General features: G+C 68.0%; 24 protein-coding genes. All 24 read right to left on the bottom strand.

The genetic code is table 11. The features are described from left to right. Nucleotides 1-11: 11 nt before the first annotated feature. Nucleotides 12-1,328, bottom strand: a complete 1,317-nt coding sequence (gene hisD / locus VF522_RS02575; protein WP_330906652.1) for a histidinol dehydrogenase — start codon at nucleotides 1,326-1,328, stop codon at nucleotides 12-14. Continuing rightward, nucleotides 1,325-1,993 carry an ATP phosphoribosyltransferase gene (gene hisG, locus VF522_RS02570; protein ID WP_330906651.1) on the bottom strand — a complete coding sequence of 223 codons (669 nt, stop codon included), beginning with the start codon at nucleotides 1,991-1,993 and terminating at the stop codon, nucleotides 1,325-1,327. Before hisG ends, hisD begins: the two co-directional genes overlap by 4 nt. After that, nucleotides 1,990-3,255 (bottom strand): UDP-N-acetylglucosamine 1-carboxyvinyltransferase, encoded by a 1,266-nt coding sequence (murA, locus tag VF522_RS02565; protein ID WP_330906650.1) that lies wholly within the window; start codon nucleotides 3,253-3,255, stop codon nucleotides 1,990-1,992. The genes hisG and murA overlap by 4 nt, the downstream gene beginning before the upstream one ends. Before the next feature lie 7 nt (nucleotides 3,256-3,262). Continuing rightward, nucleotides 3,263-3,505 (bottom strand): BolA family protein, encoded by a 243-nt coding sequence (locus VF522_RS02560; RefSeq protein WP_330906649.1) that lies wholly within the window; start codon nucleotides 3,503-3,505, stop codon nucleotides 3,263-3,265. A gap of 15 nt (nucleotides 3,506-3,520) precedes the next feature. Further along, a complete protein-coding gene (locus tag VF522_RS02555) occupies nucleotides 3,521-4,276 on the bottom strand; it encodes an ABC transporter permease (RefSeq protein ID WP_330906648.1) in 756 nt (251 codons plus the stop codon). Beyond that, complete coding sequence (locus VF522_RS02550; RefSeq protein WP_330906647.1) at nucleotides 4,273-5,193, bottom strand: ABC transporter ATP-binding protein; 921 nt, start codon at nucleotides 5,191-5,193, stop codon at nucleotides 4,273-4,275. The genes VF522_RS02555 and VF522_RS02550 overlap by 4 nt, the downstream gene beginning before the upstream one ends. A gap of 124 nt (nucleotides 5,194-5,317) precedes the next feature. After that, a complete protein-coding gene (locus VF522_RS02545; protein WP_330906646.1) occupies nucleotides 5,318-5,593 on the bottom strand; it encodes an STAS domain-containing protein in 276 nt (91 codons plus the stop codon). A gap of 6 nt (nucleotides 5,594-5,599) precedes the next feature. Continuing rightward, nucleotides 5,600-6,238: an ABC transporter substrate-binding protein gene (locus VF522_RS02540; RefSeq protein WP_330906645.1), complete on the bottom strand. Its 639-nt coding sequence runs from the start codon at nucleotides 6,236-6,238 to the stop codon at nucleotides 5,600-5,602. A 109-nt stretch (nucleotides 6,239-6,347) separates the two neighbouring features. Next, entirely contained in the window at nucleotides 6,348-7,166 is an 819-nt protein-coding gene (locus VF522_RS02535; protein WP_330906644.1) for a VacJ family lipoprotein, read from the bottom strand. After that, on the bottom strand, nucleotides 7,163-7,645 hold the full coding sequence (mlaD, locus tag VF522_RS02530) for an outer membrane lipid asymmetry maintenance protein MlaD (protein WP_330906643.1): 483 nt from the start codon (nucleotides 7,643-7,645) through the stop codon (nucleotides 7,163-7,165). Before mlaD ends, VF522_RS02535 begins: the two co-directional genes overlap by 4 nt. 15 nt (nucleotides 7,646-7,660) lie before the next feature. Then, the gene (gene mlaE / locus VF522_RS02525) at nucleotides 7,661-8,443 is read right to left on the bottom strand and encodes a lipid asymmetry maintenance ABC transporter permease subunit MlaE (RefSeq protein WP_330906642.1); all 783 of its coding nucleotides are present in this window, start codon (nucleotides 8,441-8,443) and stop codon (nucleotides 7,661-7,663) included. Continuing rightward, complete coding sequence (locus VF522_RS02520; RefSeq protein WP_330906641.1) at nucleotides 8,440-9,255, bottom strand: ABC transporter ATP-binding protein; 816 nt, start codon at nucleotides 9,253-9,255, stop codon at nucleotides 8,440-8,442. Before VF522_RS02520 ends, mlaE begins: the two co-directional genes overlap by 4 nt. A 189-nt stretch (nucleotides 9,256-9,444) precedes the next feature. After that, complete coding sequence (locus tag VF522_RS02515; protein WP_330906640.1) at nucleotides 9,445-10,911, bottom strand: glutamate synthase subunit beta; 1,467 nt, start codon at nucleotides 10,909-10,911, stop codon at nucleotides 9,445-9,447. Nucleotides 10,912-10,926: 15 nt separating this feature from the next. Continuing rightward, complete coding sequence (locus tag VF522_RS02510; protein WP_330906639.1) at nucleotides 10,927-15,666, bottom strand: glutamate synthase-related protein; 4,740 nt, start codon at nucleotides 15,664-15,666, stop codon at nucleotides 10,927-10,929. 129 nt (nucleotides 15,667-15,795) lie between these two features. Further along, nucleotides 15,796-16,488, bottom strand: coding sequence for an REP-associated tyrosine transposase (locus VF522_RS02505; protein ID WP_330906638.1), 693 nt, complete (start codon nucleotides 16,486-16,488; stop codon nucleotides 15,796-15,798). 7 nt (nucleotides 16,489-16,495) lie between these two features. Next, nucleotides 16,496-17,371, bottom strand: a complete 876-nt coding sequence (locus VF522_RS02500; protein ID WP_330906637.1) for an SAM-dependent methyltransferase — start codon at nucleotides 17,369-17,371, stop codon at nucleotides 16,496-16,498. After that, the gene (locus tag VF522_RS02495; RefSeq protein WP_330906636.1) at nucleotides 17,368-17,919 is read right to left on the bottom strand and encodes a DUF1415 domain-containing protein; all 552 of its coding nucleotides are present in this window, start codon (nucleotides 17,917-17,919) and stop codon (nucleotides 17,368-17,370) included. The genes VF522_RS02500 and VF522_RS02495 overlap by 4 nt, the downstream gene beginning before the upstream one ends. 8 nt (nucleotides 17,920-17,927) lie before the next feature. Continuing rightward, the gene (locus tag VF522_RS02490; RefSeq protein ID WP_330906634.1) at nucleotides 17,928-19,154 is read right to left on the bottom strand and encodes an MFS transporter; all 1,227 of its coding nucleotides are present in this window, start codon (nucleotides 19,152-19,154) and stop codon (nucleotides 17,928-17,930) included. Continuing rightward, nucleotides 19,151-20,284, bottom strand: a complete 1,134-nt coding sequence (locus VF522_RS02485) for a deoxyguanosinetriphosphate triphosphohydrolase (RefSeq protein ID WP_330906633.1) — start codon at nucleotides 20,282-20,284, stop codon at nucleotides 19,151-19,153. Before VF522_RS02485 ends, VF522_RS02490 begins: the two co-directional genes overlap by 4 nt. 10 nt (nucleotides 20,285-20,294) lie before the next feature. Then, entirely contained in the window at nucleotides 20,295-21,398 is a 1,104-nt protein-coding gene (aroB, locus tag VF522_RS02480) for a 3-dehydroquinate synthase (RefSeq protein ID WP_330906632.1), read from the bottom strand. A 10-nt stretch (nucleotides 21,399-21,408) separates the two neighbouring features. Further along, nucleotides 21,409-21,936, bottom strand: a complete 528-nt coding sequence (locus tag VF522_RS02475; RefSeq protein ID WP_330906631.1) for a shikimate kinase — start codon at nucleotides 21,934-21,936, stop codon at nucleotides 21,409-21,411. A gap of 18 nt (nucleotides 21,937-21,954) precedes the next feature. Further along, nucleotides 21,955-24,096 carry a type IV pilus secretin PilQ gene (gene pilQ / locus VF522_RS02470; protein WP_330906630.1) on the bottom strand — a complete coding sequence of 714 codons (2,142 nt, stop codon included), beginning with the start codon at nucleotides 24,094-24,096 and terminating at the stop codon, nucleotides 21,955-21,957. Next, nucleotides 24,093-24,632, bottom strand: coding sequence for a pilus assembly protein PilP (locus tag VF522_RS02465; RefSeq protein ID WP_330906629.1), 540 nt, complete (start codon nucleotides 24,630-24,632; stop codon nucleotides 24,093-24,095). The genes pilQ and VF522_RS02465 overlap by 4 nt, the downstream gene beginning before the upstream one ends. Further along, entirely contained in the window at nucleotides 24,629-25,300 is a 672-nt protein-coding gene (locus VF522_RS02460; protein WP_330906628.1) for a type 4a pilus biogenesis protein PilO, read from the bottom strand. Before VF522_RS02460 ends, VF522_RS02465 begins: the two co-directional genes overlap by 4 nt. Nucleotides 25,301-25,468: the final 168 nt, after the last annotated feature.

Here is a 25,468-nt window from a genome sequence, read left to right as displayed (position 1 = left end):
TGTTGGGGCTATCAGCGCTTCAGCCGCATCTCCGCCGCGCGGGCATGCGCTTGCAGCCCCTCGCCGTAGGCCAGTTCGGCGGCGATCACGCCCAGCGCCTGGGCGCCGGCCTCGCTCACCTCGATCAGGCTGCTGCGCTTCTGGAAGTCGTACACGCCCAGCGGGCTGGAGAAGCGCGCGGTGGTGCTGGTGGGCAGCACGTGGTTGGGGCCCGCGCAGTAGTCGCCCAGCGACTCGCTGGTGTAGGCGCCCAGGAAGATCGCGCCGGCGTGGCGCAGCAGCGGCTCCCAGCGGTGCGGGTCGGCGCTGGCGATCTCCAGGTGCTCGGGGGCGATGCGGTTGCTGATCTCGCAGGCCTCTTCCATCGAACGCGCGTGGATCAGGGCGCCGCGGCCGTTGAGGGACTTGGCGATGATCTCCGCGCGCGGCATCTCGGGCAGCATGCGGTCGATCGCGGCCTGCACCTGCTCGATGTACTTCGCGTCGGGGCACAGCAGGATGCTCTGCGCCAGCTCGTCGTGCTCCGCCTGCGAGAAGAGGTCCATCGCCACCCAGTCGGCCGGCGTCGTGCCGTCGGCCAGCACCAGGATCTCGCTGGGGCCGGCGATCATGTCGATGCCCACCTGGCCGAAGACGCGGCGCTTGGCGCTGGCGACATAGGCGTTGCCGGGACCGGTGATCTTGTCCACGCGCGGCACGGTCTCGGTGCCGTAGGCCAGCGCGGCCACGGCCTGGGCGCCGCCGATGGTGAAGGCGCGATGCACGCCGGCGACGTGCGCCGCCGCCAGCACCAGCGGATTCCGCTCTCCGCGCGGCGTCGGCACCACCATGACGATCTCGCCGACGCCGGCCACGTGCGCCGGGATCGCGTTCATCAGCACCGACGACGGATAGGCTGCCTTGCCGCCCGGCACGTAGATGCCCACGCGGTCCAGCGGCGTCACCTTCTGCCCGAGCAGCGTGCCGTCGGCGTCGCGGTAGCTCCAGCTTTCGCCGCTCGCCTTGCGCTGCGCCACGTGGTAGGTGCGCACCCGCTGGGCCGCGGCCTCGAGGGCGTCGCGCTGCTTCGCGGGCAGGCTGTCGAAGGCGGCCTTCAGTTCGGCGGGCTTCAGTTCGAGGGCGGCCATGGAACCGGCCTGCATGTCGAACTTGTTCGTGTACTCCAGCACCGCGGCGTCGCCGCGTTTCTGCACGTCGGCCAGGATGCCCGCGACCGCCTGCTCGATGCCCGCATCGGTGTCCGCCGACCAGTGCAGGCGCGCCTTGAAGGCGGCGTCGAAGCCGCCGTCGGTGGTCGCGAGGCGCAGGGGTCGGGCGGAGAAAGTCATTTCGAGGAGGCGGCGACGGTCTTCGCGAAGACGTCGATCAATTGGCGGATCGGTTCCTGTTTCAGCTTGAGCGCGGCCTGGTTCACCACCAGGCGGGAGCTGATGTCCATGATGCGCTCCACTTCCACCAGGTTGTTGGCCTTGAGCGTGCCGCCGGTGGACACGAGGTCCACGATGGCATCGGCCAGCCCGGTGAGGGGCGCGAGCTCCATGGAGCCATAGAGCTTGATCAGGTCGACGTGCACGCCCTTGGCGGCGAAGAAGTCGCGCGCGATGCTTACGTACTTGGTGGCGACCTTCAGGCGGGCGCCCTGGCGCACGGCGGAGGCGTAGTCGAAGTCCGAGCGCACGGCCACGCTGACGCGGCACTTGGCGATCTGCAGGTCCAGCGGCTGGTAGAGGCCCTGGGCGCCATGCTCGATCAGCGTGTCCTTGCCGGTCACGCCGAGGTCGGCGCCGCCGTACTGCACGTAGGTCGGCACGTCGGTGGCGCGCACCAGCACCACCTGCAGGCCGGGGTCGCTGGTCGGCAGGATCAGCTTGCGGGACTTCTCCGGATCCTCCAAAACCGAAATCCCTGCGGCTTTCAGGAGCGGCAGGGTTTCGTCGAAGATCCGCCCCTTGGAGAGGGCCAATGTGATGGCGGGCTTGCCCGCAGATGTCATGTCACTCTTTCGATGTCCGCCCCGAGCGCGCGCAACTTGGCTTCCATTTGCTCGTAGCCACGGTCGAGATGGTAAATGCGATCGACCAGGGTTTCGCCGTCGGCCACCAGGCCGGCGATCACCAGGCTGGCGGAAGCGCGCAGGTCCGTGGCCATGACGGTGGCGCCGGACAGGCGTTCCACGCCGTGGGTGAGCGCGACCTTGCCCTCGACGTCGATGTGCGCACCCATGCGCGCCAGCTCGCTGACGTGCATGAAGCGGTTCTCGAAGATGGTCTCGGTGATCTTGGAGTCGCCCTCGGCGATGCAGTTGAGCGCCATGAACTGCGCCTGCATGTCGGTGGGGAAACCGGGGTACTCCACGGTCCGGAAGCTCTGGGCCTCCAGCCGGCCTTCGGACTTCACGCGGATGCCGCCGTCGACGGCCTCCACGGTGGCGCCCGCGGCTTTCAACAGGTCGATGACGGCGCCGAGATGCTCGGCGCGGCCGTCCTTCAGGAACACGTCGCCGCCGGTGGCGGCGACCGCGCAGAGGAAAGTGCCGCATTCGATGCGGTCGGACACCACGCGGTGCGTCGCGCCGTGCAGCTTGTCGACGCCGACGATGCGGATGCGCTCGGTGCCGTGGCCTTCGACCTTGGCGCCCATCGCATTGAGCATCTCGCCCAGGTCGGTGATCTCGGGCTCCATCGCCGCGTTCTCGAGGATGGTCTCGCCTTCGGCCAGCGCCGCGGCCATCATGAAGTTCTCGGTGCCGGTCACCGTGATCATGTCGGTGCGGATGGTCGCGCCCTTCAGGCGGGTCCATCCCTTGGGCAGCTTGGCGATCATGTAGCCGTGCTCGATCACGATCTCGGCGCCCATCTTCTGCAGGCCCTTGATGTGCTGGTCCACCGGGCGCGCACCGATCGCGCAGCCGCCCGGCAGCGAGACGGTGGCTTCGCCGAAGCGCGCCAGCAGCGGGCCGAGCGCCAGCACCGCGGCACGCATGGTCTTCACCATCTCGTACGGCGCCTCCGGGAAATGCAGTTCCTTCGAGTCGATCACCACCGTGCCGTCGGGACTGAATTCCGCCGACGCGCCCATGTTGCGGATCAGCTTGAGCATGGTCGCGACGTCCTGCAGGCGCGGGATGTTCTGCAGGGTCATGGGACCGGGCGTGAGCAGCGCCGCGCACAGCTCGGGCAGCGCCGCGTTCTTCGCGCCGGAAATGCGGATCTCGCCACGCAGCGGCTTGCCGCCGCGAATCAAAAGCTTGTCCATCTGTGCGTCAGTGAGGAAGGGCTGCCCATTCGTCGGGCGTGAATGTCTTCATCGACAAGGCGTGCACCTCGTCGGTGTGCATTCTCGCACCGAGCGTGGCGTAGACCCGCTGGTGACGCTGGATAGGACGCAATCCTGCGAACTCCGCTGACACGATCACCGCGGACCAGTGGCGGCCGTCGCCATCGACCTCGATGTGGTGGCACTTCAGGCCGGAGGCGATGAGGGAGCGGAGGTCGTCGGCGGTCATGGCAGAGCTCGGGGACTACCCACGAATCTTGTAACCGATTCGCAGGAGATGGACGGCGATGGCGCTCACGGCCAGCATGGCGCTGCCGACAATCGCCAGGCTCAGCCAGGGCGACACGTCGCTGACGCCGAAGAAGCCGTAGCGGAAGCCGTCGATCATGTAGAAAAAGGGATTGAGGTGGCTCACCTGCTGCCAGAACGCCGGCAGCGAGTGGATCGAGTAGAACACGCCGGAGAGGAACGTCATCGGCATGATGACGAAGTTCTGGAATGCGGCCATCTGGTCGAACTTCTCGGCCCACAGGCCCGCGATGAGTCCCAGCGCGCCCAGCATGCCGGCGCCGAGGAAGGCGAACACCAGGATCCACAGCGGCGCCACGAAGCTCACCTTGGTGAACCACACGGTGACGAGGAACACGCCGAGGCCCACGCACAGGCCGCGCGCGATCGAGGAGCCGACGTAGGCGATGAACCAGCTCCAGTGCGACAGCGGCGTGAGCAGCACGAACACCAGGCTGCCCATGATCTTGCTCTGGATCAGCGACGACGAGCTGTTGGCGAAGGCGTTCTGCAGCACGCTCATCATCACCAGCCCCGGCACCAGGAAGGCGGTGTAGCTGATGCGGTCGTACACCTTCACCTGGCCGGACAGCACGTGGCCGAAGATCAGGAGGTACAGCAGCGCGGTGAGCACGGGCGCGGCGACGGTCTGGAAGCTCACCTTCCAGAAGCGCAGCACTTCCTTGTAGAGGAGGGTTTGCCAGCCGGTCATGCGGGCACTCCTTGCCGGTCCGCGGTCATCACGTCGATGAACACGTCCTCCAGGTCCGCCTTGCGGATCTCGACGTCCTCCACGCGCAGTCCCGCCTCGCGGATCACGGCCAGGTGCTGCTCGATCTCGTGGGCGTCGTGGGCAGGCAGCTGCACGATGCGGCCGGTGACGCGAGCCTTGCCCTCGAATTCCTGCGGCAGGGCGCCATCGAGCTTGAAGCGCAGCACGTTGCTGGATGCGGCCTTCAGCAGGTCGCTGGTGCGCTCCAGGGCCACCACCCTGCCTTGCTTGAGCATCGCGATGCGGCTGCACAGCGCTTCCGCCTCCTCGAGGTAATGCGTGGTGAGCAGCACGGTGTGGCCCTGGCGATTGAGCTTGGCGATGAACTGCCACAGCGTCTGGCGCAGTTCCACGTCGACGCCGGCGGTGGGCTCGTCGAGCACGATCACCGGCGGACGGTGCACCAGCGCCTGCGCCACCAGCACGCGGCGCTTCATGCCGCCGGAGAGCTGGCGCATGTTGGACTGCGCCTTGTCGGCCAGGCCCAGATTGGCGAGGAGTTCGTCGATCCAGTCGTCGTTGTTCTTCACGCCGAAGTAGCCGGACTGGATGCGCAGCGCCTCGCGCACGGTGAAGAAGGGATCGAACACCAGCTCCTGCGGCACCACGCCCAGCTGGCGCCGGGCGTTGGCGTAATCCTTCTGCACGTGGTGCCCGCGCACGAGGATCTGGCCGGAGGTGGCGCGCACGAGGCCGGCGAGGATGCTGATCAGGGTGGTCTTGCCGGCGCCGTTCGGACCGAGCAGGCCGAAGAATTCGCCCTCCGCGATGTCGAAGCCGACGCCGTCCAGCGCCTGGAAGCTGCCTCGCGCGGTGGAATAGGTCTTGGAGACGGACTGGAAGGAGACGGCGGGCATGGGCAACCCGCGATTTTAGCGAGGGCGGATGGCCCGGCTCGGCGTGGGGTGGCAGCAAAGACGGTGGGCCGCGCGGTCACGAGGGCCCCGTAGGGTGGGCAGGCTCGCTTGCCCACCCTTCCCGTCAAGCGCCGGCGTCGGGAAGGAGGTCCGCCACGCCGTACAAGCCCGCGAGCTGGCGCAGCTTGGCCGGCAGGTGCGCCACCGCGAAGCTCTTGCCCAGCGCCAGCGCCTCGCGCCGGCATTCCAGCAGCACGGCGAGCGCGGATGAATCGAAGGCGCGCAGCGGCGATGCATCCGCCACCGCCCGGGTGCCGGGTTCGGAGCGCAGGGCCTGCGCCAGCATGCGGCTGCATGCCGGCGCCTGCGCGTGCATCAGTTCGGCGGGCAGGACCAGCACGGGGCGTCAGCCCTTCTTGCCGGCGGCGTTGGCCTTGTTGCGCTCGGACAGCGAGGCGATCAGGCCGTCGATCCCCTTGGCGTTCACTTCCTGGGTGAACTGGCTGCGGTAGGTTTCCACCAGCCACACGCCCAGCACGTTCAGGTTGTAGATCTTCCAGCCTTCGGCCGTCTTCTCGAGGCGGTATTCCAGCTGGATCGGGTCGCCGCGGCCACGGATCTCGCTGCGCACCAGCACGTCGGTGTCGGTGGGCTGCGCGCGCAGCGGCTTCATCTGCACTTCCTCGTTCGACACCTGGGACAGCGCGCCCGAATAGGTGCGCACCAGCAGCAGCTTGAACTCCTGCTGCAGGCGCTGGCGCTGCTCCGGCGTGGCCTGGCGCCAGCCCGGGCCGACCGCGGAGGCGGTCATGCGCGGGAAATTCACGTTGGGCATGATCCTGGCATCCACCAGCGACATCACCTTGTTGATGTCGCCCGCCTGGATGGCGGCGTCCTTGCGGATGGTGCCCAGCACCTCGTCGGAGAGGCGCTTGATCATGGCATCGGGGGCTTCTTCCGCGGCATGCGCCAGCGGCAGCATGCCGGCCATCAGGCCGGTCGCCAGCACGGCGGCCGCGAAGCGGCCCAGGGTACGTCGGTTCATCTGTTTCCTTTCAGCCGGGCCGAGCCCGGTTTCCTGCATTGGAACCCACCGGAGGCGCCGGGTTCAGTCGTTGCGCCAAACGAACGCAACAGCATGCAACGCTGGTTCCTCAACGCGCGGGAGTGGCTTGTGGTTGTCCGGGCGCGGCCGGCGTGGCGGCGGGCGGTTCGGACGGCACGTTGGATTCGTCCGGCAGCGGCGGCGGCACGTCCTGGTCCTCCTCGGCCTGGAAGATCTCCGCCCGGCGGCGCTGCAGGAAGGCGTCGCGCGTGAAGGAATACCGGTCCAGGGCCGCCTCCTCCAGCACGTTGCTCACGCGCAGGAGATTGGAGCGGCGGTCGACGATGCGCAGCGTGTACATGGCGGTGCGGGTGCGCGCCGGATCGATGAAGCTCACGGGGTCGTAGCGCGAATCGACCGGCAGCGCGAGGGTGTCCCGCAGCGTGGACGGTCCCAGCAGCGGCAGCACGATGTACGGGCCGGCGGGCACGCCCCAGCGACCCAGCGTCTGCCCGAAGTCCTCCCGATGGCGCTCGATGTTCAGGTCGCTCGCCGGGTCGAAGATGCCGAACACGCCGAACATGGTGTTCAGGTGGAAGCGCGCGAAGTTTTCCTCGGCGTCCTGCAGGCGGAACTGCAGCAGCGCGTTGACGGCCGACCAGGCGTCGCCCAGGTTGTTGAAGAAGTTCGACACGCCGGTGCGCACCAGCGGCGGAACCTTCTCGCGGTACCAGGTGGCGGAGGGTTTCAGCACGATGCGGTCGACGCCGTCGTTGAACTCCGTCACCTGGCGGTTGAACGGTTCGAAGGGGTCGCGCGGGTTCGGTTCGCGTCCGGGCGCGGTGGCGCATCCCTGCAGCGCCGCGAGCGTCAGCGCGATCAGCAGGGCGGCGACCGGGCGGTGCGCCTTCAGGCGGGCAAGTTTCATTTCTTCTGCGCCCCGGGTGCCGGAGCCTCGGCGGCCTTGTTGTACAGGAACTGGCCGATCAGGTTTTCCAGCACCACCGCGGACTGCGTGGTGGTGATCGTATCCCCGGACGCGAGCGCTTTGTCGTCCGCCCCCGCCTCGATCCCGATGTACTGCTCCCCGAGCAGGCCGCTGGTCAGGATCTTCAGCGAGCTGTCCTTCGGGAATTGATAGCGGTTTTCCAGCGCCAGGGTGACCCTCGCCTGGAACGATTTGTCGTCGAACGTGATGGATTCCACACGTCCGACGACGACGCCCGAGCTCTTCACGGCCGTGCGCGGCTTGAGTCCGCCGATGTTGTCGAACTTGGCCACCACGCGGTAGGTCGGCTGGAAACTCAGCGTCAGCAGGTTGGCCGCCTGCAGCGCGAGGAACACCAGCGCCGCGCCACCGATGAGGACGAAAAGTCCCACCCACACGTCGTTCTTGTTGCGCTCCATCTCTTCACTCCCCCATCAAATGCTGAACATCATCGCGGTCAGCACGAAATCCAGGCCGAGCACCGCCAGCGAGGCCATCACCACGGTACGCGTCGTCGCGCGCGAAACGCCTTCGGGCGTCGGCTTCGCCTCGTAGCCTTGCAGCACGGCGATGAAGGTGACGGCGATGCCGAACACCAGGCTCTTGAACACGCCGTTGCCGACGTCCTTGAACACGTCGACGCCCCCCTGCATCTGGCTCCAGAAGGCGCCGGGATCGACCCCGATCAGCACGACGCCGACGACCCAGCCGCCGACGATGCCCACCGCGCTGAACACGGAGGCCAGCAAGGGCATCGCGATCACGCCGCCCCAGAAGCGCGGAGCGAGGATACGCTGCACCGGATCGACTGCCATCATCTCCATGGCAGAGAGCTGTTCACCCGCCTTCATCAGGCCGATCTCCGCGGTGAGCGAGGTGCCCGCGCGGCCGGCGAACAGCAGCGCCGTCACCACCGGCCCCAGCTCGCGCACCAGGCTCAGGGCCACCATGAGGCCCAGGGCCTCCGACGATCCGTAGCGCTGCAGCACGTAGTAGCCCTGAAGCGCCAGCACGAAGCCGACGAACAGGCCCGACACCCCGATGATCGCCAGCGAGTAGTTGCCCAGGAAATGCACCTGGTCGCGCAGCAGCCGCCCGCGCCCGAAGGTAGTCCCCACCGTCGCCAGCAGGCTCCACAGCAGGCGCGCCGAATAGCCGTAGTCGCCGAACTTGCTGCGGGTGGCGAAGCCGACGTCGGCCGGTTTCCACCAGCTCATTGCAGGCCCCCGCTGAAGTCCTCGGCCACCGAGGGGCCGGGGTAGTGGAAACGCACGGGGCCTTCGGGCAGCGCGTTGACGAACTGGTGCACCAGCGGGTCGTCGGACGTGCGCACCTGCTGCGGCGTGCCCTGCGCGGCGATCCGGCCGTTGGCGAGGACGATCACGTGGTCGGCGATGCGCAAGGTCTCCTCGAGATCGTGTGACACGATGATGCTCGTGATGCCCAGCGTGTCGTTCAGGCTGCGGATCAACTGCGCGGCGGTGCCGAGCGAGATCGGATCCAGGCCGGCGAAGGGCTCGTCGTACATCACGAGGTCGGGATCGAGCGCGATCGCGCGCGCCAGCGCCACCCGCCGCGCCATGCCGCCCGACACCTGGCTGGGCATCAGGTCGCGCGCGCCGCGCAGGCCCACCGCATTGAGTTTCATCAGCACGATGTCGCGCACCAGGTTCTCGGACAGGCCCGAGTGCTCGCGCAGCGGGAACGCCACGTTGTCGAAGACGGTCAGGTCGGTGAACAGCGCGCCGAACTGGAACAGCATGCCCATGCGGCGGCGGATGCGGTACAGGCCCTCGCGGTCCAGCGCCGGGATGCTCTCGCCATCGAACAGGAGTTCGCCGGCCTGCGGCCGCGCCTGCCCGCCGATCAGGCGCAGGACGGTGGTCTTGCCGCCGCCGGACGCGCCCATGAGCGCCGTTACCTTGCCGCGCGGCACGGTGAAGGTCACGTCATCGAGGATGCGTCGCTTGTCGTAGCCGAAGCTGAGATTGCGGCATTCGACGAGCGCGCTGGTGTCCGGGTCCATCATCCGGTGAAAAAGCCGGGACGCTGCCCGGCTGGAAATTGAAACCAGATGATGATAGGGGGTTTACTCAAACGCAGCCTGAGCCAAGGCTGAGCTCCCCCGTTCGGGTGTGGCTTTAATGCGGCAGGTCGCCGCGCCGGCGTGCAAGCCGGCGCTCCCGTGACGCCCCGATGGGGTGGCGTGAGCCTCGCGTCAGCGAGGCAAATCGCTGAACCCCATGAGGAATTCGTCCACTGCGCGGGCCGCCTGTCGGCCCTCGCGGATCGCCCATACCACCAGCGATTGACCGCGGCGCATGTCGCCCGCAGCGAACACCTTCGGCACGTTCGTCACGTAGCCGCCGGCGAAGTCGGTCGTCGCCTTGGCGTTGCCGCGCGCGTCCTTGTCGACGCCGAAGCCTTCAAGGATGGACGCCACGGGGCTGACGAAGCCCATGGCCAGCAGCACGAGGTCGGCCTTGTACTCCTTTTCGGTACCCGCGACCTCGACGAACTTGCCGTCCTTGAATTCCACCTGCACCGTCTTCAGGCCGGTGACCTTGCCGTTGGCGCCGATGAACTCCTTGGTGGCGATGGCGAACTCGCGCGTCACGCCTTCCTCGTGCGAGGAGGACGTGCGCATCTTGTACGGCCAGTACGGCCAGGTCAGCTCCTTGTTCTCCTGCTCGGGCGGCATGGGCATCAGCTCGAACTGGATCACGGACCTGGCGCCGTGGCGGTTGCTCGTGCCCACGCAGTCGCTGCCGGTGTCCCCGCCGCCGATCACGATCACGTGCTTGCCGTCGGCGCGAAGCTGGTTCTTCACCTTGTCGCCGGCATTGATCTTGTTCTGCTGCGGCAGGAACTCCATGGCGAAGTGGATGCCGTCGAGGTCGCGGCCCTTCACCGGCAGGTCGCGCGACTGCTCGGCGCCGCCGGTCAGCACCACGGCGTCGAAATCCTGCTGCAGCTGCCTGGCCGAGATGGTTTCCTTGGCCCAGTTGGTGACCTTGGAGTCCTTGGGCAGCTCGCCGATCATCACGCCGGTGCGGATGGTCACGCCTTCGGCTTCCATCTGCTTGACGCGGCGGTCGATGTGGTGCTTCTCCATCTTGAAGTCGGGGATGCCGTAACGCAGCAGCCCGCCGATGCGGTCGTTCTTCTCGAACAGCGTCACGTCGTGGCCGGCGCGCGCCAGCTGCTGCGCGGCAGCCATGCCCGCGGGACCCGAGCCGACCACGGCCACTTTCTTGCCGGTCTTGACGCGCGCGGCGCGCGGCGTCACCCAGCCGTGCTCCCACGCGCGATCGACGATCGCGTGTTCCAGCGACTTGATGCCGACCGGCTCGTCATTCACGTTCAGCGTGCAGGCCGCCTCGCAGGGCGCGGGGCAGATGCGGCCGGTGAACTCCGGGAAGTTGTTGGTGGAGTCCAGGACCGTGAAGGCGTCCTGCCAGTCCTGGCGGTACACCAGGTCGTTGAAGTCCGGGATCACGTTGTTGACCGGGCAGCCCGAGTTGCAGAAGGGCGTGCCGCAATCCATGCAGCGCGCACCCTGCACCTTGGCCTGCTCGTTCGTGAGGCCGATGACGAATTCCTTGTAGTGCTTCACGCGCTCGGGCACGGGCTTGTAGCCCTCCTCGACGCGCTCGTACTCCATGAAGCCGGTGACTTTTCCCATTTCTTTTCGCTCCGCTTACTTGGCCGGCGCCGGCTGCTTCTGTTCGTGCTTGATGCCGACCTGGGCGTTGTTGCCCGTGCTGGCCAGCTCCACCTCGCGCTCGTACATCTCGGCGAGCGCGCGCTTGTACTCGTTCGGGAACACCTTCACGAACTTCATGCGGGCATTGGCCCAGTCGTCCAGCAACTCGCGGGCGCGGCGGCTGCCGGTCCAGCGGTTGTGGTCTTCCAGCAGCTTCTTGAGCAGTGCCTCGTCGGTCTGGTCGCGGTGCAGGCGGGTGCGGCCGGCGCCCGACTGCTGCTCGGCCGTCGTGCCCACGCGCTCCAGCGACACCATCGAGGTGTTGCAGCGGCTGGCGAACTTGCCGTCCTCGTCGTAGACGTAGGCGATGCCGCCGGACATGCCCGCCGCGAAGTTGCGGCCGGTCTTGCCCAGCACCGCCACCGTCCCGCCGGTCATGTATTCGCAGCCGTGGTCGCCGGTGCCTTCCACGACCGCCGTCGCGCCCGAGAGCCGCACCGCGAAACGCTCGCCGGCCACGCCGGAGAAGAACGCTTCACCGGTGGTCGCGCCGTACAGCGCGGTGTTGCCGATGATGATGTTCTTGGTCGCTTCGCCGCGGAAGTCGATCGAGGGACGCACCACCACGCGGCCGCCGGACAGGCCCTTGCCGGTGTAGTCGTTGGCGTCGCCGATCAGGTACAGCGTGATGCCGCGGGCCAGGAAGGCGCCGAACGACTGGCCGCCGGTGCCTTCCAGCTGGATGCGCAGCGTGTCGTCGGGCAGGCCTTCCGGATGCACCTTGGTCAGCGCGCCGGAGAGCATCGCGCCCACCGAGCGGTTGACGTTGCGCGCGTGCTCCATGAACTGGACCTTCTCGCCGCGCTCGATGGCCGCCTTCGACTTCTCGATCAGCACCTTGTCCAGCGACTTCTCGAGCTTGTGGTCCTGCTCCTCGCAATGGAAGCGGTGCACGTCGGCCGGCACCTTGGGCTGCGCGAACAGGCGGCTGAAGTCCAGGCCGCGCGCCTTCCAGTGCGCCAGGCCCTTCTTCATGTCCAGCAGGTCGGCGCGGCCGATCAGCTCGTCGAACTTGCGGATGCCCAGCTGCGCCATGATCTGGCGAACTTCTTCCGCGATGAAGAAGAAGTAGTTGACGACGTGCTCCGGCTTGCCGGAGAACTTCTTGCGCAGCACGGGGTCCTGCGTGGCCACGCCCACCGGGCAGGTGTTCAAGTGGCACTTGCGCATCATGATGCAGCCCTCGACCACCAGCGGCGCCGTGGCGAAGCCGAATTCGTCGGCGCCCAGCAGCGCGCCGATGATGACGTCGCGGCCGGTCTTCATCTGGCCGTCGGCCTGCACGCGGATGCGGCCGCGCAGGCGGTTCAGCACCAGGGTCTGCTGGGTCTCGGCCAGGCCGATCTCCCAGGGCGAGCCGGCATGCTTGATCGACGACCAGGGCGAGGCGCCCGTGCCGCCGTCATGGCCGGCGATCACCACGTGGTCGGCCTTGCACTTGGCCACGCCGGCGGCGATCGTGCCCACGCCGACTTCCGACACCAGCTTGACGCTGATGGAGGAATGCGTCGCCACGTTCTTCAGGTCGTGGATCAGCTGCGCGAGGTCTTCGATCGAGTAGATGTCGTGGTGCGGCGGGGGCGAGATCAGGCCGACGCCGGGCACCGAGTGCCGCAGCTTGCCGATGTACTTGGACACCTTGCCGCCGGGCAGCTGGCCGCCTTCGCCGGGCTTGGCGCCCTGCGCCATCTTGATCTGGATCTGGTCGGAGGAGACCAGGTATTCCGCCGTCACGCCGAAGCGGCCGGACGCGACCTGCTTGATGCGCGAACGCAGCGAGTCGCCGTCCTGCAGCGGGATGTCGACCTCGACCACATCCTTGCCGATGATGTCGGACATGGTCTGGCCGGTCTTGACCGGGATGCCCTTCAACTCCTGGCGATAGCGGGCCTGGTCTTCGCCGCCCTCGCCGGTGTTGCTCTTGCCGCCGATGCGGTTCATCGCGATGGCGAGCGTGGCGTGCGCCTCGGTGGAGATCGAGCCTAGCGACATCGCGCCGGTGGCGAAGCGCTTGACGATCTCCTTGGCCGATTCGACCTGGTCGAGCGCGATGGCCTTGGACGGGTCGAACTTGAACTCGAACAGGCCGCGCAGCGTCATGTGGCGGCGGCTCTGGTCGTTGATCAGCTGGGCGTACTCCTTGTACGTGTTCCAGTTGTTGGCGCGCGATGCGTGCTGCAGCTTGGCGATCGCGTCGGGCGTCCACATGTGCTCCTCGCCGCGGGTGCGCCAGGCGTACTCGCCGCCGGCATCCAGCATCGTGGCCAGCACGGGGTCGTCGCCGAAGGCCGACTTGTGGCAGCGGATCGCTTCCTCGGCGATCTCGAACACGCCGATGCCTTCCACGCGGCTGGAGGTGCCGGTGAAGTACTTCTCGATCGTGTCGCTGTTGATGCCGATGGCCTCGAACAGCTGGGCGCCGCAGTAGGACATGTACGTCGACACGCCCATCTTGGACATGATCTTCGACAGGCCCTTGCCGATCGCCTTGATGTAGTTGTAGATCGCCTTCTCGGCGTTCAGCTCGCCCGGCAGGTCCTGGTGGATGGACACCAGGGTCTCCATCGCCAGGTAGGGGTGCACGGCCTCGGCGCCGTAGCCGGCCAGCACGCCGAAGTGGTGCACTTCGCGGGCGGAGCCGGTCTCGACCACCAGGCCGGCCGTCGTGCGCATGCCCTCGCGCACCAGGTGCTGGTGGATGGAGGACAGCGCCAGCAGCGCGGGGATCGCGATCTGCTGCGACGACACCGCGCGGTCGCTGATGATCAGGATGTTGTGGCCGCTGCGGATCGCGTCGACCGCTTCGGCGTTGAGCGAGGCCAGCTTGGCTTCGACGCCTTCCTTGCCCCACTCGACGGGGTAGGTGATGTCCAGCGTGTAGCTGCGGAACTTGCCGTGCGTGTGCTTCTCGATCTCGCGCAGCTTCTGCATGTCGGCGAAGTCGAGGATCGGCTGGCTCACTTCGAGCCGCATCGGCGGGTTGACCTGGTTGATGTCCAGCAGGTTCGGCTTGGGGCCGATGAAGGAGACGAGCGACATCACGATCGCTTCGCGGATCGGGTCGATCGGCGGGTTCGTCACCTGCGCGAACAGCTGCTTGAAGTAGTTGAACAGCGGCTTGTTCTTGTCGGAGAGCACGGCCAGCGGGCTGTCGTTGCCCATGGAGCCGATGCCCTCCTCGCCGGCCGTCGCCATCGGGGCCATCAGGAACTTGATGTCTTCCTGGGTGTAGCCGAAGGCCTGCTGGCGATCGAGCAGTTCGACTTGCGAGGCCGGCGCGTCACCGGAGGTCTCGGACAGGTCGTCCAGCTTGATGCGCAGGTTCTCGATCCACTGCTTGTAGGGCTTGGCGTTGGCGAGCGAGGACTTCACTTCCTCGTCGTCGATCATGCGGCCCTGCTCCAGGTCGATCAGGAACATCTTGCCGGGCTGCAGGCGCCACTTGCGCACGATCTTGTTCTCCGGCACCGGCAGCACGCCGGACTCGGAGCCCATGATCACCAGGTCGTCGTCGGTCACGCAGTAGCGCGAGGGACGCAGGCCGTTGCGGTCCAGCGTGGCGCCGATCTGGCGGCCGTCGGTGAACACGATGGAGGCCGGGCCGTCCCAGGGCTCCAGCATGGAGGCGTGGTACTCGTAGAAGGCCTTGCGGCGCTCGTCCATCAGCGTGTGCTGTTCCCACGGCTCGGGGATCATCATCATCACGGCCTGGGCGAGCGGGTAGCCGGCCATCGTCAGCAGCTCGAGGCAGTTGTCGAACGTGGCGGTGTCGGACTGGTCGGGGAAGCTGATGGGGTACAGCTTCTTCAGGTCGGCCGACAGCACGGGCGAGGACATCACGCCCTCGCGCGCCTTCATCCAGTTGTAGTTGCCCTTGACCGTGTTGATCTCGCCGTTGTGGGCGACGTAGCGGTACGGGTGGGCCAGCGGCCACTCGGGGAAGGTGTTGGTGGAGAAGCGCTGGTGCACCAGGCCCAGGGCGGACACGCAGCGCGGATCCTGCAGGTCCTTGTAGTACACGCCGACCTGGTCGGCCAGCAGCAGGCCCTTGTAGATGATCGTGCGGCTGGAGAAGCTCGGAACGTAGTATTCCTTGCTGTGCTTGAGCTTCAGGCGCTGGATCGCGGCGCTGGCCGTCTTGCGGATCACGTACAGCTTGCGCTCCAGGGCGTCCTGCACGATGACGTCGGAGCCGCGGCCCACGAACACCTGCTTCAGGATCGGTTCCTTGGCGCGCACGGCGGGCGACATCGGCATGTCGCGATCGACCGGCACCTCGCGCCAGCCGAGCAGCACCTGGCCTTCGGCCTTGATCGCGCGCTCCATCTCCTGTTCGCAGGCGAGGCGCGAGGCGTGCTCCTTGGGCAGGAAGATCATGCCGACGCCGTACTCGCCGGGCGGGGGCAGTTCCACGCCTTGCTTGGCCATCTCCTCGCGGTACAGGGTGTCCGGCAGCTGGATCAGGATGCCGGCGCCGTCGCCCATCAGCTTGTCGGCACCGACCGCGCCGCGGTGGTCCAGGTTCTCCAGGATCTTCAGCGCCTGGGAAACGATGCTGTGGCTCTTCTCGCCCTTGATGTGGGCCACGAAGCCGACGCCGCATGCGTCGTGTTCGTTCGCCCCCGTGTAGAGGCCTTGTTCTTGCAAATGGGCGATTTCGGCAGCCGTCGTCATGGCGCGTACCTCGAGATTCGGGGAAACCCCGAGGGTACTGCAGTGCAGCAGCCCTGCCAAGGAAAATAATTGGGGTCAGATTCCAATTACCTGGCTGCTGAAAATGGAGTTGACTTAATCGGGGACAGGTTACTCCGTTTTGGTGCGCGGACGCCCCGCCTGCGCGCGTGCCACCCTGCGCTGCGTGCGCCGCTGCAGCTCCGCGACGTAGTCGGGCTCTCCCAGCGCCCAGCCTCGCAGGGCCGAATCCGTGAGCGCCTGCTTCTCGCGATCGCCAATCCCCGCGCGGACCAGCGTTCCATAGGCCTCATCCCGGGCGAAGGGCGTGTTGCCCAGCTCCCAGTAAAGCGGGTGCGGCGTGACCAGCTTGTCCGCCCGCCGACCGATGTAGTGCTCGTGGCTCGACCACCGGTAATCCGCGGGATCGGCCGCCATGCCGGCGCGCACCGGATTCAGGTCGATGTAGACCATGCAGGCCAGCAGGTAACGCTCCGCCTGGATCAGCGTCGAGCGATAGCGGCCCTCCCACAGCGTTCCGCTGCGCTCCTGCCGCAGGTTGTAGTGGCGCACGTAGCGCCGGCCTACCGCCTGCATCATCTGCGGAATGCCCTCCTCCGTCTCGGGCGTGGCGAGCAGGTGGAAGTGGTTGCTCATCAGCACATAGGCGTGGATGGCCACGTGCTGCTGGCGCGCATGCTCGTGGATCAGGTCCAGCAGCAACTGGTAGTCCGCCTCGCGGGAGAAGATCGGCTGGCGGTTGTTGCCGCGCTGGATGATGTGATGCGGATAGCCGGGAACCGTCAGCCGGGGAAGGCGTGCCATCCAGAGATCATAAATTGGAATCTGACCCCAATTTGCGGAGCCCGGGGTAACGCCGCTCCTCCAGGGCTTCCAATCCGAATTCCACGAGGATCGCGCGCAGCCGATCCGCGGCGGCGCGCTTGCGCTGCCCCGTCCAGCGCGCCAGGATCAGCTCGTTCTTCATCGAGTGCTCCCAGCCGACCAGTTCGGTCACCGTCACCTGGTAGCCCATCGCCTCCAGGTACAGGCAGCGCAGCACGTTGGTCACCTGGCTTCCGAGCTCGCGCGTATGCAGCGGATGCCGCCACAACTCCGACAGCGGCGTGCGCGCCAGCGCCAGCGCCTTCTGGTCGCGCAGGCAGCTGGCCACCTCCGCCTGGCAGCACGGCACCAGCACCATGAACTTCGCGTGCTTGCGCAGGCCGAAGGCGATCGCGTCGTCGGTCGCGGTATCGCAGGCGTGCAGCGCGGTGACGACGTCGATCTTCTCCGGCAGCTGGGCGGAATCGGCCGCGTCCGCCGCGCTCAGGTGCAGGAAGCCCATGCGATCGAAGCCGAGGCGCCGCGCGAGCTCGCGCGACTTGTCCACCAGTTCCGCGCGCGTCTCGATGCCGTAGATGTGGCCCTGCCCGCGCTCGCGGAAGAACAGGTCGTAGAGGATGAAGCCCAGATAGGACTTGCCGGCGCCGTGATCGGCGAGCGTCGGATGGCCGCCTTCCGCCGGAATCTCCAGGAGCAGCTTCTCGATGAACTGCACCAGGTGGAAGACCTGCTTGAGCTTGCGCCGCGAGTCCTGGTTGATGCGGCCCTCGCGCGTGAGGATGTGCAGCTCCTGCAGCAGTTCCAGCGACTGCCCCTGGCGCAAGCCCAGTTCCTCGTGCACGTTCTGCTTCGCCGCCTTCATTCGCTCGCTCCCACGCCCAGGGCTTCCCAGCCGGCGCGTCCCAGTTGCCGCAGTCTTTCCATGTTCGCTTCGTAGATCGCGGCCGGGTCCGGGAACGCGGCGACCGCGCGTTCGATGCTGGCCTCGCGCAGCAGGTGCAGCGTCGGATGCGGCGCGCGGTTGGTGTAGTTGCCGATGTCGTCCTCGTCCGCGTCGGCAAAGACGAAGCGCGGATGGAAGCTCGCCACCTGGATCGTGCCTTGCAACCCGCGCTTGCGCACCAGGCGCTCGGCGCGCGCGGTGAGATCGTGGAAGGCGAGGAAGTCGTCCATGCCGTGCGGGATCACGAGCAGCGTCGTGTCGCGCACGTCCGCATCCATTTGCACCAGCGCATCGAGCTCGTGCGCGAAATCGTCGAGGATGGACTGGCCGTCCTCGACCGGCGTGGCCACGATGTGGACCTGCTGCTTCACCATCACGGCTTTCGCGAAGGGACAGAGGTTGAGCCCGACGACCGCAAGCTCCAGCCAGCGGCGCGTGTCGGCCACGGCGGTGTCGTTGCTGCGCATGCGGAATTCTAGGAGGAGCCTTGCGAGACCGTGGGCCGTGCCGCCGCATGTCCCGCCAGGAAGCGGGCGATTGCCGCGGAGATACCCAGGCCCGCGACCGCGAACGCGCCGGTCACCCACCAGGTCGCATGCCAGCCGCCGGCGCGCGCCGCCACCCAGGCCGCCAGCGGCGGACCGGCGAACTGGCCGAAAGCCGACCATTGCTGCATCCATCCCACCGTGCTCGACACCGCGCCTTCCTCGGGGGCGACGCGCACCGCCAGCGAGAACAGGGTGCCCGGGATCAGACCGCCCACCATCGAGAACGCCAGCACGCCCGCGTAGCGCAGCAGCGCCTGCCAGGCGCCGGCTTCGCCCCAGGGCGCGAAGGCCAGCACCGCACCCAGGCCCATGGCCAGGTAGCCGCACTGCAGCAGGCGCGGCGCCGGCACCCCGCGCTGCAGCAGCCGTCCCGACGCGATGTTGCCCACCATGTTCACCGCGGCCGCCAGCGCGGTGGCGACCGCGGTGAAACCCGCCGCCAGCCCGGCCTGCGCGTAGATCGTCGGCAGGAAGCCGATCACCGCCAGCCATTGCGCCGAATAGGCCGCGAAGGCCAGCGAAGCGAGCCAGGGCCCCGGAGCAGCGAGCGTGCGCGCAATGCGTTGCGCAAGCTTCGTACCGGACGCACCGGTGCGCAGATCCGCCGACGCGGGAACCGCAACCCACACCACGACCGCCATCGCCAGCGAGAGCAGTCCCAGCAGCCACCACCAGCCGGGCCAGCCGATCGCGGCGATGAGGGCCGGCCCGAGCAGCAGCGCGCTGGCAGTTCCGAAAGGCATGTAGGCGCCCCAGAGTCCCAGCATCGCGGACAGGCGTTGCGGCGCGACCAGCCGGCGGATCAGGCCCGGCGCGGGCAGCGATGCCAGCAGGAAGCCGGCGCCTTCCACCGCCCGCAAGGCCAGCAGCGCTCCCGGCGTAGCCGCCATGCCGCCCGCGAGGCTCGCCGCCGACAGGATCACGAGTCCCGCGATCATCGTGCGCCGCGCGCCGATCGCGTCGGCCGCGGCCCCCATCGCGAGTCCCAGCGTCATGCCCGCCAGCTGCACCAGCGACAGCAGGAAGCCCGCCTGCACCAGCGTGACGTGCAGCGTGTCGTGCAGCACCGGCAGCGCGGGCGGCAGCTTGCCGATGTGCAGCGCGGCGCTGATGCCGGCGAGGACGACCACCAGCGCCGGGGCCGGTCTCTTCATGGGGCGAGCAGGCGCCGGCCCGTCAGCCGTTCGTGCTCGCGCAGCGCGTAGCGGTCCGTCATGCCGGCGATGTAGTCGGCCACGGCACGCGGGGTGTCGGCGCGCGCGGCGAACCCCGCCTGCATTTCCTGCGGCTGCGCGCAGTAGCGCGCGAACAGCTCGCGCACCACCTCCTGCGCCTGGCCCGTGGTCTCGGTCACGCGCGGATGCCGATAGAGGTTGCGGAAGAGGAAGCTCTTGAGCTGCGCGGACTGGCTGCGCGCTTCCTCGCTGAAGCACACCAGCGGCTGCAGCCGGCGCGCCGCGTCCGCATCTTCCGGACGCGCCGCGTCGAGCGCGGACTGCGTCGCCGCGATCGCGTCGTACACCTGCGCGCTCAGCACCCGCCGGATCGCCTCGTACAGCAGCCGCCGGCCCTGCAGCTGCGGGTGCTCGCGCTGCGCCTCGCCGCAATGCCGCCCGAACAGCGGCACCTCGGCCACCTGCTCCAGCGTGATCAGGCCGGAGCGCACGCCGTCGTCGATGTCGTGCGCGTTGTAGGCAATCTCGTCGGCCAGGTTGCACAGCTGCGCCTCGAGGCCCGGCTGCGTGCGGTCGAGGAAGCGGCGGCCCACGCCGCCCGGCTCCGCGCGCTCCAGCGCCTGCGCGTTGGCGCGCGAGCAGTGCTTCAGGATGCCTTCGCGCGTCTCGAAGCAGAGGTTGAGCCCGTCGAACTCCGGATAGCGCTCTTCCAGCGCGTCGACCACCCGCAGGCTCTGCAGGTTGTGCTCGAAGCCGCCGTGCGCCGCCATGCATTCGTCGAGCGCGTCCTGACCCGCGTGGCCGAAAGGCGTGTGGCCGAGGTCGTGCGCCAGCGCGATCGCTTCCACCAGGTCCTCGTTGAGGCCCAGCGGCCGCGCGATCGAGCGCGCGAGTTGCGCCACCTCGATCGAATGCGTCAGCCGCGTGCGGAACAGGTCGCCTTCGTGGTTGAGGAACACCTGCGTCTTGTAGACCAGGCGCCGGAAGGCCGTCGAATGCACGATGCGGTCGCGATCGCGCTGGAACTCGGTGCGCGTGGGCGCCGGCGGCTCCGGGTGGCGGCGCCCGCGCGTGCGCGCGGGGTCGCAGGCGTAGGCGGCGAGCGTCATGCGGGGCGTGTCAGCGGGTGCAGTCGGCCAGCACCGCGCGCACCACGTCGTCCGGCGCGGAGCGCACGGCGGCCTGGCCGGGGCGTTCGATCACGACGAAGCGGATCTGCCCCGCCTCGGCCTTCTTGTCGACGCGCATCAGCGAGAGATAGCGCTCCGCGCCGAGATCCGGACCGACGATGGGCAGCCCCGCACGCGCGACCAGCGCGGTCACGCGGCGCTCGAAGGCCTCGTCGACCAGGCCGAGCCGCCGCGACAGGTTCAGCGCCATCACCATGCCGCAACCCACCGCTTCCCCGTGGAGCCACTCGCCGTAGCCGAGCCCGGCTTCGATCGCATGGCCGAAGGTGTGGCCGAAATTGAGGATCGCGCGCAACCCCGACTCGCGTTCGTCCTGGCCGACGACTTCCGCCTTGATCTCGCAGCTGCGCTTGACGGCATGGGCGAGCGCCGCCGGCTCGCGCCGCACCAGCGCATCGACGTTGGCTTCGATCCAGTCCAGGAAGTCCATGTCGGCGATCGGCCCGTACTTGATCACCTCGGCAAGGCCCGCGCTGAGTTCGCGCGGCGGCAGGGTCTTCAGCGTGTCGAGGTCGCACACCACCCGCGCCGGCTGGTAGAAGGCGCCGATCATGTTCTTGCCCTGCGGATGGTTGATCGCGGTCTTGCCGCCCACCGAGGAATCCACCTGCGCCAGGAGCGTGGTCGGTACCTGCACGAAGGGCACGCCGCGCATGTAGCTCGCCGCCGCGAAACCCGCCATGTCGCCCACCACGCCGCCGCCCAGCGCGAAGAGCACCGTCTTGCGGTCGCAACCCTTCGAGAGAAGCGCATCGAAGATGAGGTTGAGCGTCTGCCAGTCCTTGTGCTCCTCGCCGTCGGGAAGCACGACCTCGTGCACCGTCCCGTAATGCGCGGTGAGGCTCTCGCGCAGCCGCGCGGCGTACAGCGGCGCGACGGTGGTGTTGGTGACGACGAGGGCGGCCGTGGCGGCGGGCAGGCCCTGCCAGGCGGCGGGCGCGCCGAGCAGGCCGGCGCCGATCTGGATGTCGTAGCTGCGCTCGCCCAGGGCGATGCGCACCTGCTGGGGAACGGCGGAAGTCGGGGCGGGCATGCCCGCGAGTTTAAGGCTGCAGCGGCAGCACCCCCGCCAGCTCCAGCTGCATCACGATCATGTTGACCAGCGTCGGCACCGAAGGCCGGCCGGTCTCGATGTGGAAATGCGCCGCCTCGCGGTACAGCGGATCGCGCTCGGCGTAGAGCGTGCGCAGCTTGCCGAGCGGGTCGGCCACCTGCAGCAGCGGCCTTTGCGTGTCGTGCCGCAGGCGGCGGTGCAGTTCCTCGGGAGTGGAGCGCAGGTAGATCACGCGCCCGCCTTCGCGCAGGTGGCGCCGGTTCGCTTCACGCAGCACCGCCCCGCCACCGGTGGCGACCACGGCGTCCGCCCCGCGCGCCAGTTCGGCCAGGACCTGCTCCTCGGCATCGCGGAAGGCCGCTTCGCCCTCGCGCGCGAAGTACTCCCGGATGCTGCAGCCCAGGCGCTGCTCGATCAGGTGGTCGGAATCGAAAAAAGGCAGCCCGAGCCGCCTTGCGAGTTGGCGCCCGACAGTGGACTTGCCACTGCCGGGCATGCCGACGAGTGAAAGGATCAAGACGCCATTGTCACCGGATCAGCGGCTTGCCTGGCCCAGGCGGTCGGTGACCATCTTGGGCGTGATGAACACCAGCATCTCCTGCTTGTTGCTGCTGCGCTGCTTGTTCTTGAACAGGTTGCCCGCGATCGGGATGTCGCCCAGCAACGGCACGCGCGATTCGTTCTCGGTCTCGGTCAGTTCGAAGATGCCGCCGATCACCACGGTGCCGCCGTTCTCCACCAGCACGTTGGTCTTGATGTGCTTGGTGTTGATCGCGATGCCCGCGGCCGTCGTCTCGCCCCGGCTGTCCTTGGTGATGTCCAGCTCCAGGATGATGTTGCCTTCGGGCGTGATCTGCGGCGTCACTTCCAGCTTCAGCGTCGCGCGGCGGAAGGCCACCGAGGTCGCGCCGCTGGCGGTCGCCTGCTGGTACGGGAATTCCGTGCCCTGCTCGATCAGCGCCTTGGTCTTGTCGGCGGTCACGATGCGCGGGCTCGACACCAGCTTGCCCTTGCCGTCGGCTTCCAGCGCGGACAGTTCCAGGTTCAGGAAGCGGTTGGCGCCGGCGTTGAACAGCGAGATCGCGAAGGTGGCTGCCGGGAAGCCCCCGACGCCCGCCGCCGGCAGGTTCAGGAACGTGGTGTTGCCCGTGTTGAAGGATTCCTCGTCCCGCTTGACCTGGCCGGTCTGGGCCGACACCGCGTCGTACGTGCCGGTGAACGAGCCGCGCTGGCCACCGACGCCGTAGCCGGGCGACGCTCCCCGCGGGCTGTTGGTGCGCAAGTCGACCGCGCCCAGGCGCGCGCCCAGGGTCTTGCCGAAGGTATCGGAGGCTTCGACGATGCGCGCCTCGATCAGCACCTGGCGCACCGGGATGTCGATCTTGGCGATGAGGCCCTGCACCTGCTCGAGCTTGGTCGGCACGTCGGTCACGAACAGCTGGTTCGTGCGCGATTCGGAGATCACGCTGCCGCGCGCGGACAGGATGCGCGTGGCACCGGTACCCTGGCCGATCAGGCCCTTGGACACGTCTTCGGCCTTGGCGTAATTGAGCTGGAAGGACTGCGTGCGCAGCGGCTCCAGGCTCTGGATCGCGGCGTTGGCCTCGAGCTCCAGCTTTTCCTTGGCGGCGATCTCGTCCTTCGGCGCGATCCACAGCACGTTGCCGCCGCGGCGCATGCCCAGGCCCTTGGCCTGCAGGATGATGTCCAGCGCCTGGTCCCAGGGCACGTCCTTCAGGCGCAGGGTCACGGCGCCGGTCACCGAGTCGGAGGTGACGATGTTGAAGTTGGTGAAGTCGGCGATCACCTGCAGCAGCGAACGCACTTCGATGTTCTGGAAGTTCAGCGACAGCTTCTCGCCGCTGTAGCCGGGGCCCTGCGTCAGCTTGCCCGGGTCCTGCTTCTGGGCGCGCACTTCCACCACGAACTGGGTGTCGGACTGGTAGGCGCTGTGCTCCCACACGCCGCGCGGCTCGATGACCATGCGCACGCGGTCGCCGTTCTGGGTGGTCGTCACCGTCTGGATCGGCGTGCCGAAGTCGGTCACGTCCATCTTGCGGCGCAGGCCTTCGGGCAGCGAGGACTTCAGGAAGTCCACCACCAGCGTCTGGCCCTGCTGGCGGATGTCCACGCCCACCTGGTTGCTGGAGAGGTCCACGACGACGCGGCCGGCGCCGTCGGGGCCGCGCCGGAAGTCCATGTCCTTCAGCGGCTGCATGTCGCGGTTGCGGCTCTCGGCGAAGGCCTGTCCCGACTGGACCGCCTGCGCCGTCTGCGCCACGGGATCCAGCGTCACCAGCAGGGACTTGCCGTCCATCTGCAGCTGGTAGTTGGTCGGGGCCTTGAGGTTCAGCACCACGCGCGAGCGCTCGCCGGACTGGATCACGTTGACCGAGCGCACGTTGCCGATGCTGATGTCCACGCCGCCGCGGCCCATCGCGTTGGTCGCGCCGGGCACGTCCAGGGCGATGCGCGCGGGCGTCTGCGTCGCGAAGCCCGTCGGCAGCGTCTGCAGCGGCTCGCTGAAGTCGATCCGCACCACCTCACGGCCGCCTTGCAGCGAGCCGGTGACGTTCTCCACGGCAGGTGCCGCGATGGCCACGCCGGACCATGCGCAGGTCAAGGCCGCCACGGCGGCGGCCAGCCCTCGCCAACTCCACTCGTTCTGTTTCTTCATTTGGACTTCTCCTGCAGTTGCAGTGTCGCGGTTCTCTCGACCCATTCCCCGGCCGCGTCCTGCACCAGTTCGCGCAGCACGACCTCGCTCTCGGCCACCTTGGTGATCTTTCCGTAGTTCTGGCCGAGGTAGTTGCCCGGCTTGACCTGGTACAGCAGGTTGTCGACCTTGACCAGGGCCACCGGCTGGCCGCCCTTCATCAGGCTGCCGACCATGACCATCGCGTCCAGCGGGTACGCCTCCAGCGGCTCCTTGCGGCGGCTCAGCTCCGGCGCGAGCAGCGCCGCGCTGGCGGAGCCCGCCTGCTGGGCGTCGCGCTTGAGGGCCACCGTCAGCTTCTGGTTGCTGAAGGGCTCCATCTGCGCTTCCTGCTGGTACACCTGGGGCGAGAATTTCTTCGGCTCCGGGATCGGCTGGATGTTCGGCTTGGTGGCGGCGCGTTCCTGCGCCATCCACTGCTGGATCTCGGTCTCGTTGGAGTCGCAGGCACTCAGGAAGGCCGCGGCCAGCAGGACCGGCAAGAGCTTGCGGTTCATTTCTTCGCCCCCGGCCTGGCCGTCGCCTTGCGCTGCGCGGCGACCTCGTCGGAATCGAGATAGCGGTAGGTGCGCGCCTGCGCCTCCATGAAGAGGTTGCCGTCCTTCCCCTGCTGGATGTCCATGTTGTTCAGCGTCACGATCCGCGACAGGTGCGCGATGTCGGACGCGAAGGAGCCCATGTCGTGGTAGCGGCCCGAAACCTTGATCGAGATCGGCAGTTCGGCGTAGTACTCCTTGACGCTCACCTGGCCCGGCTTGAAGTGTTCGAACGCCAGGCTGCGGCCGAGGCCCGCCTGGTTGATGTCCGACAGCAGCGCGTCCATCTCGGCCTTGCTGGGGAGCTGCTTCTCGAGCTGCGTCACGTACTGCTGCACCTGCTCGCGCTGCTTGCGCAGGGCGTCCAGGTTCACCGCCTGGGTGACCTTCTTCTTGTAGTCGAGGCGCAGGGTCTGTTCCTCGGCCTGCTTGGCCGTCAGTTCGTCGGCCGAATTCGTGAGCCATGCGAACCACAGGGCCACGACGATCAGGGCGGCCAGCGCGATGCACATCGCCAGCTTCGGCACGAGGGGCCACGACGCCGGGTCGTTCGGGTTCAGGTTGCGGAACTGCGCCGCGATCCTCTCCTGGAGCGGAGGAGCGTCGGCGCGGGATGCGGTGGTTGCCATGATTCAGTCCGATCTTGCGTTGGCCTGCGTGGGCATCACTTCTTGGCCGATGCCGGCGCCATGGCGGCCACGGCGGCACCGGTCATGGCGGCGCTGGCGGCAGCGAGGGGGGCGGCCGGAAGCGTCACCGCGGCAGCCGCGGACGACGCGCCGGAGGCCGCCGCTGCC

Origin of the sequence: Ramlibacter sp., assembly GCF_036383835.1 — a bacterium.
Taxonomy (GTDB): domain Bacteria; phylum Pseudomonadota; class Gammaproteobacteria; order Burkholderiales; family Burkholderiaceae_C; genus Ramlibacter.
This window is presented reverse-complemented; position numbering and strand designations above follow the sequence as displayed.

What these genes read in the sequence shown, in the direction of transcription:
- hisD (WP_330906652.1), bottom strand. Translation starts at nt 1,328, where the DNA reads ATGACTTTCTCCGCCCGACCCCTGCGCCTCGCGACCACCGACGGCGGC.
- hisG (WP_330906651.1), bottom strand. Translation starts at nt 1,993, where the DNA reads ATGACATCTGCGGGCAAGCCCGCCATCACATTGGCCCTCTCCAAGGGG.
- murA (WP_330906650.1), bottom strand. Translation starts at nt 3,255, where the DNA reads ATGGACAAGCTTTTGATTCGCGGCGGCAAGCCGCTGCGTGGCGAGATC.
- VF522_RS02560 (WP_330906649.1), bottom strand. Translation starts at nt 3,505, where the DNA reads ATGACCGCCGACGACCTCCGCTCCCTCATCGCCTCCGGCCTGAAGTGC.
- VF522_RS02555 (WP_330906648.1), bottom strand. Translation starts at nt 4,276, where the DNA reads ATGACCGGCTGGCAAACCCTCCTCTACAAGGAAGTGCTGCGCTTCTGG.
- VF522_RS02550 (WP_330906647.1), bottom strand. Translation starts at nt 5,193, where the DNA reads ATGCCCGCCGTCTCCTTCCAGTCCGTCTCCAAGACCTATTCCACCGCG.
- VF522_RS02540 (WP_330906645.1), bottom strand. Translation starts at nt 6,238, where the DNA reads ATGAACCGACGTACCCTGGGCCGCTTCGCGGCCGCCGTGCTGGCGACC.
- VF522_RS02535 (WP_330906644.1), bottom strand. Translation starts at nt 7,166, where the DNA reads ATGAAACTTGCCCGCCTGAAGGCGCACCGCCCGGTCGCCGCCCTGCTG.
- mlaD (WP_330906643.1), bottom strand. Translation starts at nt 7,645, where the DNA reads ATGGAGCGCAACAAGAACGACGTGTGGGTGGGACTTTTCGTCCTCATC.
- mlaE (WP_330906642.1), bottom strand. Translation starts at nt 8,443, where the DNA reads ATGAGCTGGTGGAAACCGGCCGACGTCGGCTTCGCCACCCGCAGCAAG.
- VF522_RS02520 (WP_330906641.1), bottom strand. Translation starts at nt 9,255, where the DNA reads ATGATGGACCCGGACACCAGCGCGCTCGTCGAATGCCGCAATCTCAGC.
- VF522_RS02515 (WP_330906640.1), bottom strand. Translation starts at nt 10,911, where the DNA reads ATGGGAAAAGTCACCGGCTTCATGGAGTACGAGCGCGTCGAGGAGGGC.
- VF522_RS02510 (WP_330906639.1), bottom strand. Translation starts at nt 15,666, where the DNA reads ATGACGACGGCTGCCGAAATCGCCCATTTGCAAGAACAAGGCCTCTAC.
- VF522_RS02505 (WP_330906638.1), bottom strand. Translation starts at nt 16,488, where the DNA reads ATGGCACGCCTTCCCCGGCTGACGGTTCCCGGCTATCCGCATCACATC.
- VF522_RS02500 (WP_330906637.1), bottom strand. Translation starts at nt 17,371, where the DNA reads ATGAAGGCGGCGAAGCAGAACGTGCACGAGGAACTGGGCTTGCGCCAG.
- VF522_RS02495 (WP_330906636.1), bottom strand. Translation starts at nt 17,919, where the DNA reads ATGCGCAGCAACGACACCGCCGTGGCCGACACGCGCCGCTGGCTGGAG.
- VF522_RS02490 (WP_330906634.1), bottom strand. Translation starts at nt 19,154, where the DNA reads ATGAAGAGACCGGCCCCGGCGCTGGTGGTCGTCCTCGCCGGCATCAGC.
- VF522_RS02485 (WP_330906633.1), bottom strand. Translation starts at nt 20,284, where the DNA reads ATGACGCTCGCCGCCTACGCCTGCGACCCCGCGCGCACGCGCGGGCGC.
- aroB (WP_330906632.1), bottom strand. Translation starts at nt 21,398, where the DNA reads ATGCCCGCCCCGACTTCCGCCGTTCCCCAGCAGGTGCGCATCGCCCTG.
- pilQ (WP_330906630.1), bottom strand. Translation starts at nt 24,096, where the DNA reads ATGAAGAAACAGAACGAGTGGAGTTGGCGAGGGCTGGCCGCCGCCGTG.
- VF522_RS02465 (WP_330906629.1), bottom strand. Translation starts at nt 24,632, where the DNA reads ATGAACCGCAAGCTCTTGCCGGTCCTGCTGGCCGCGGCCTTCCTGAGT.
- VF522_RS02460 (WP_330906628.1), bottom strand. Translation starts at nt 25,300, where the DNA reads ATGGCAACCACCGCATCCCGCGCCGACGCTCCTCCGCTCCAGGAGAGG.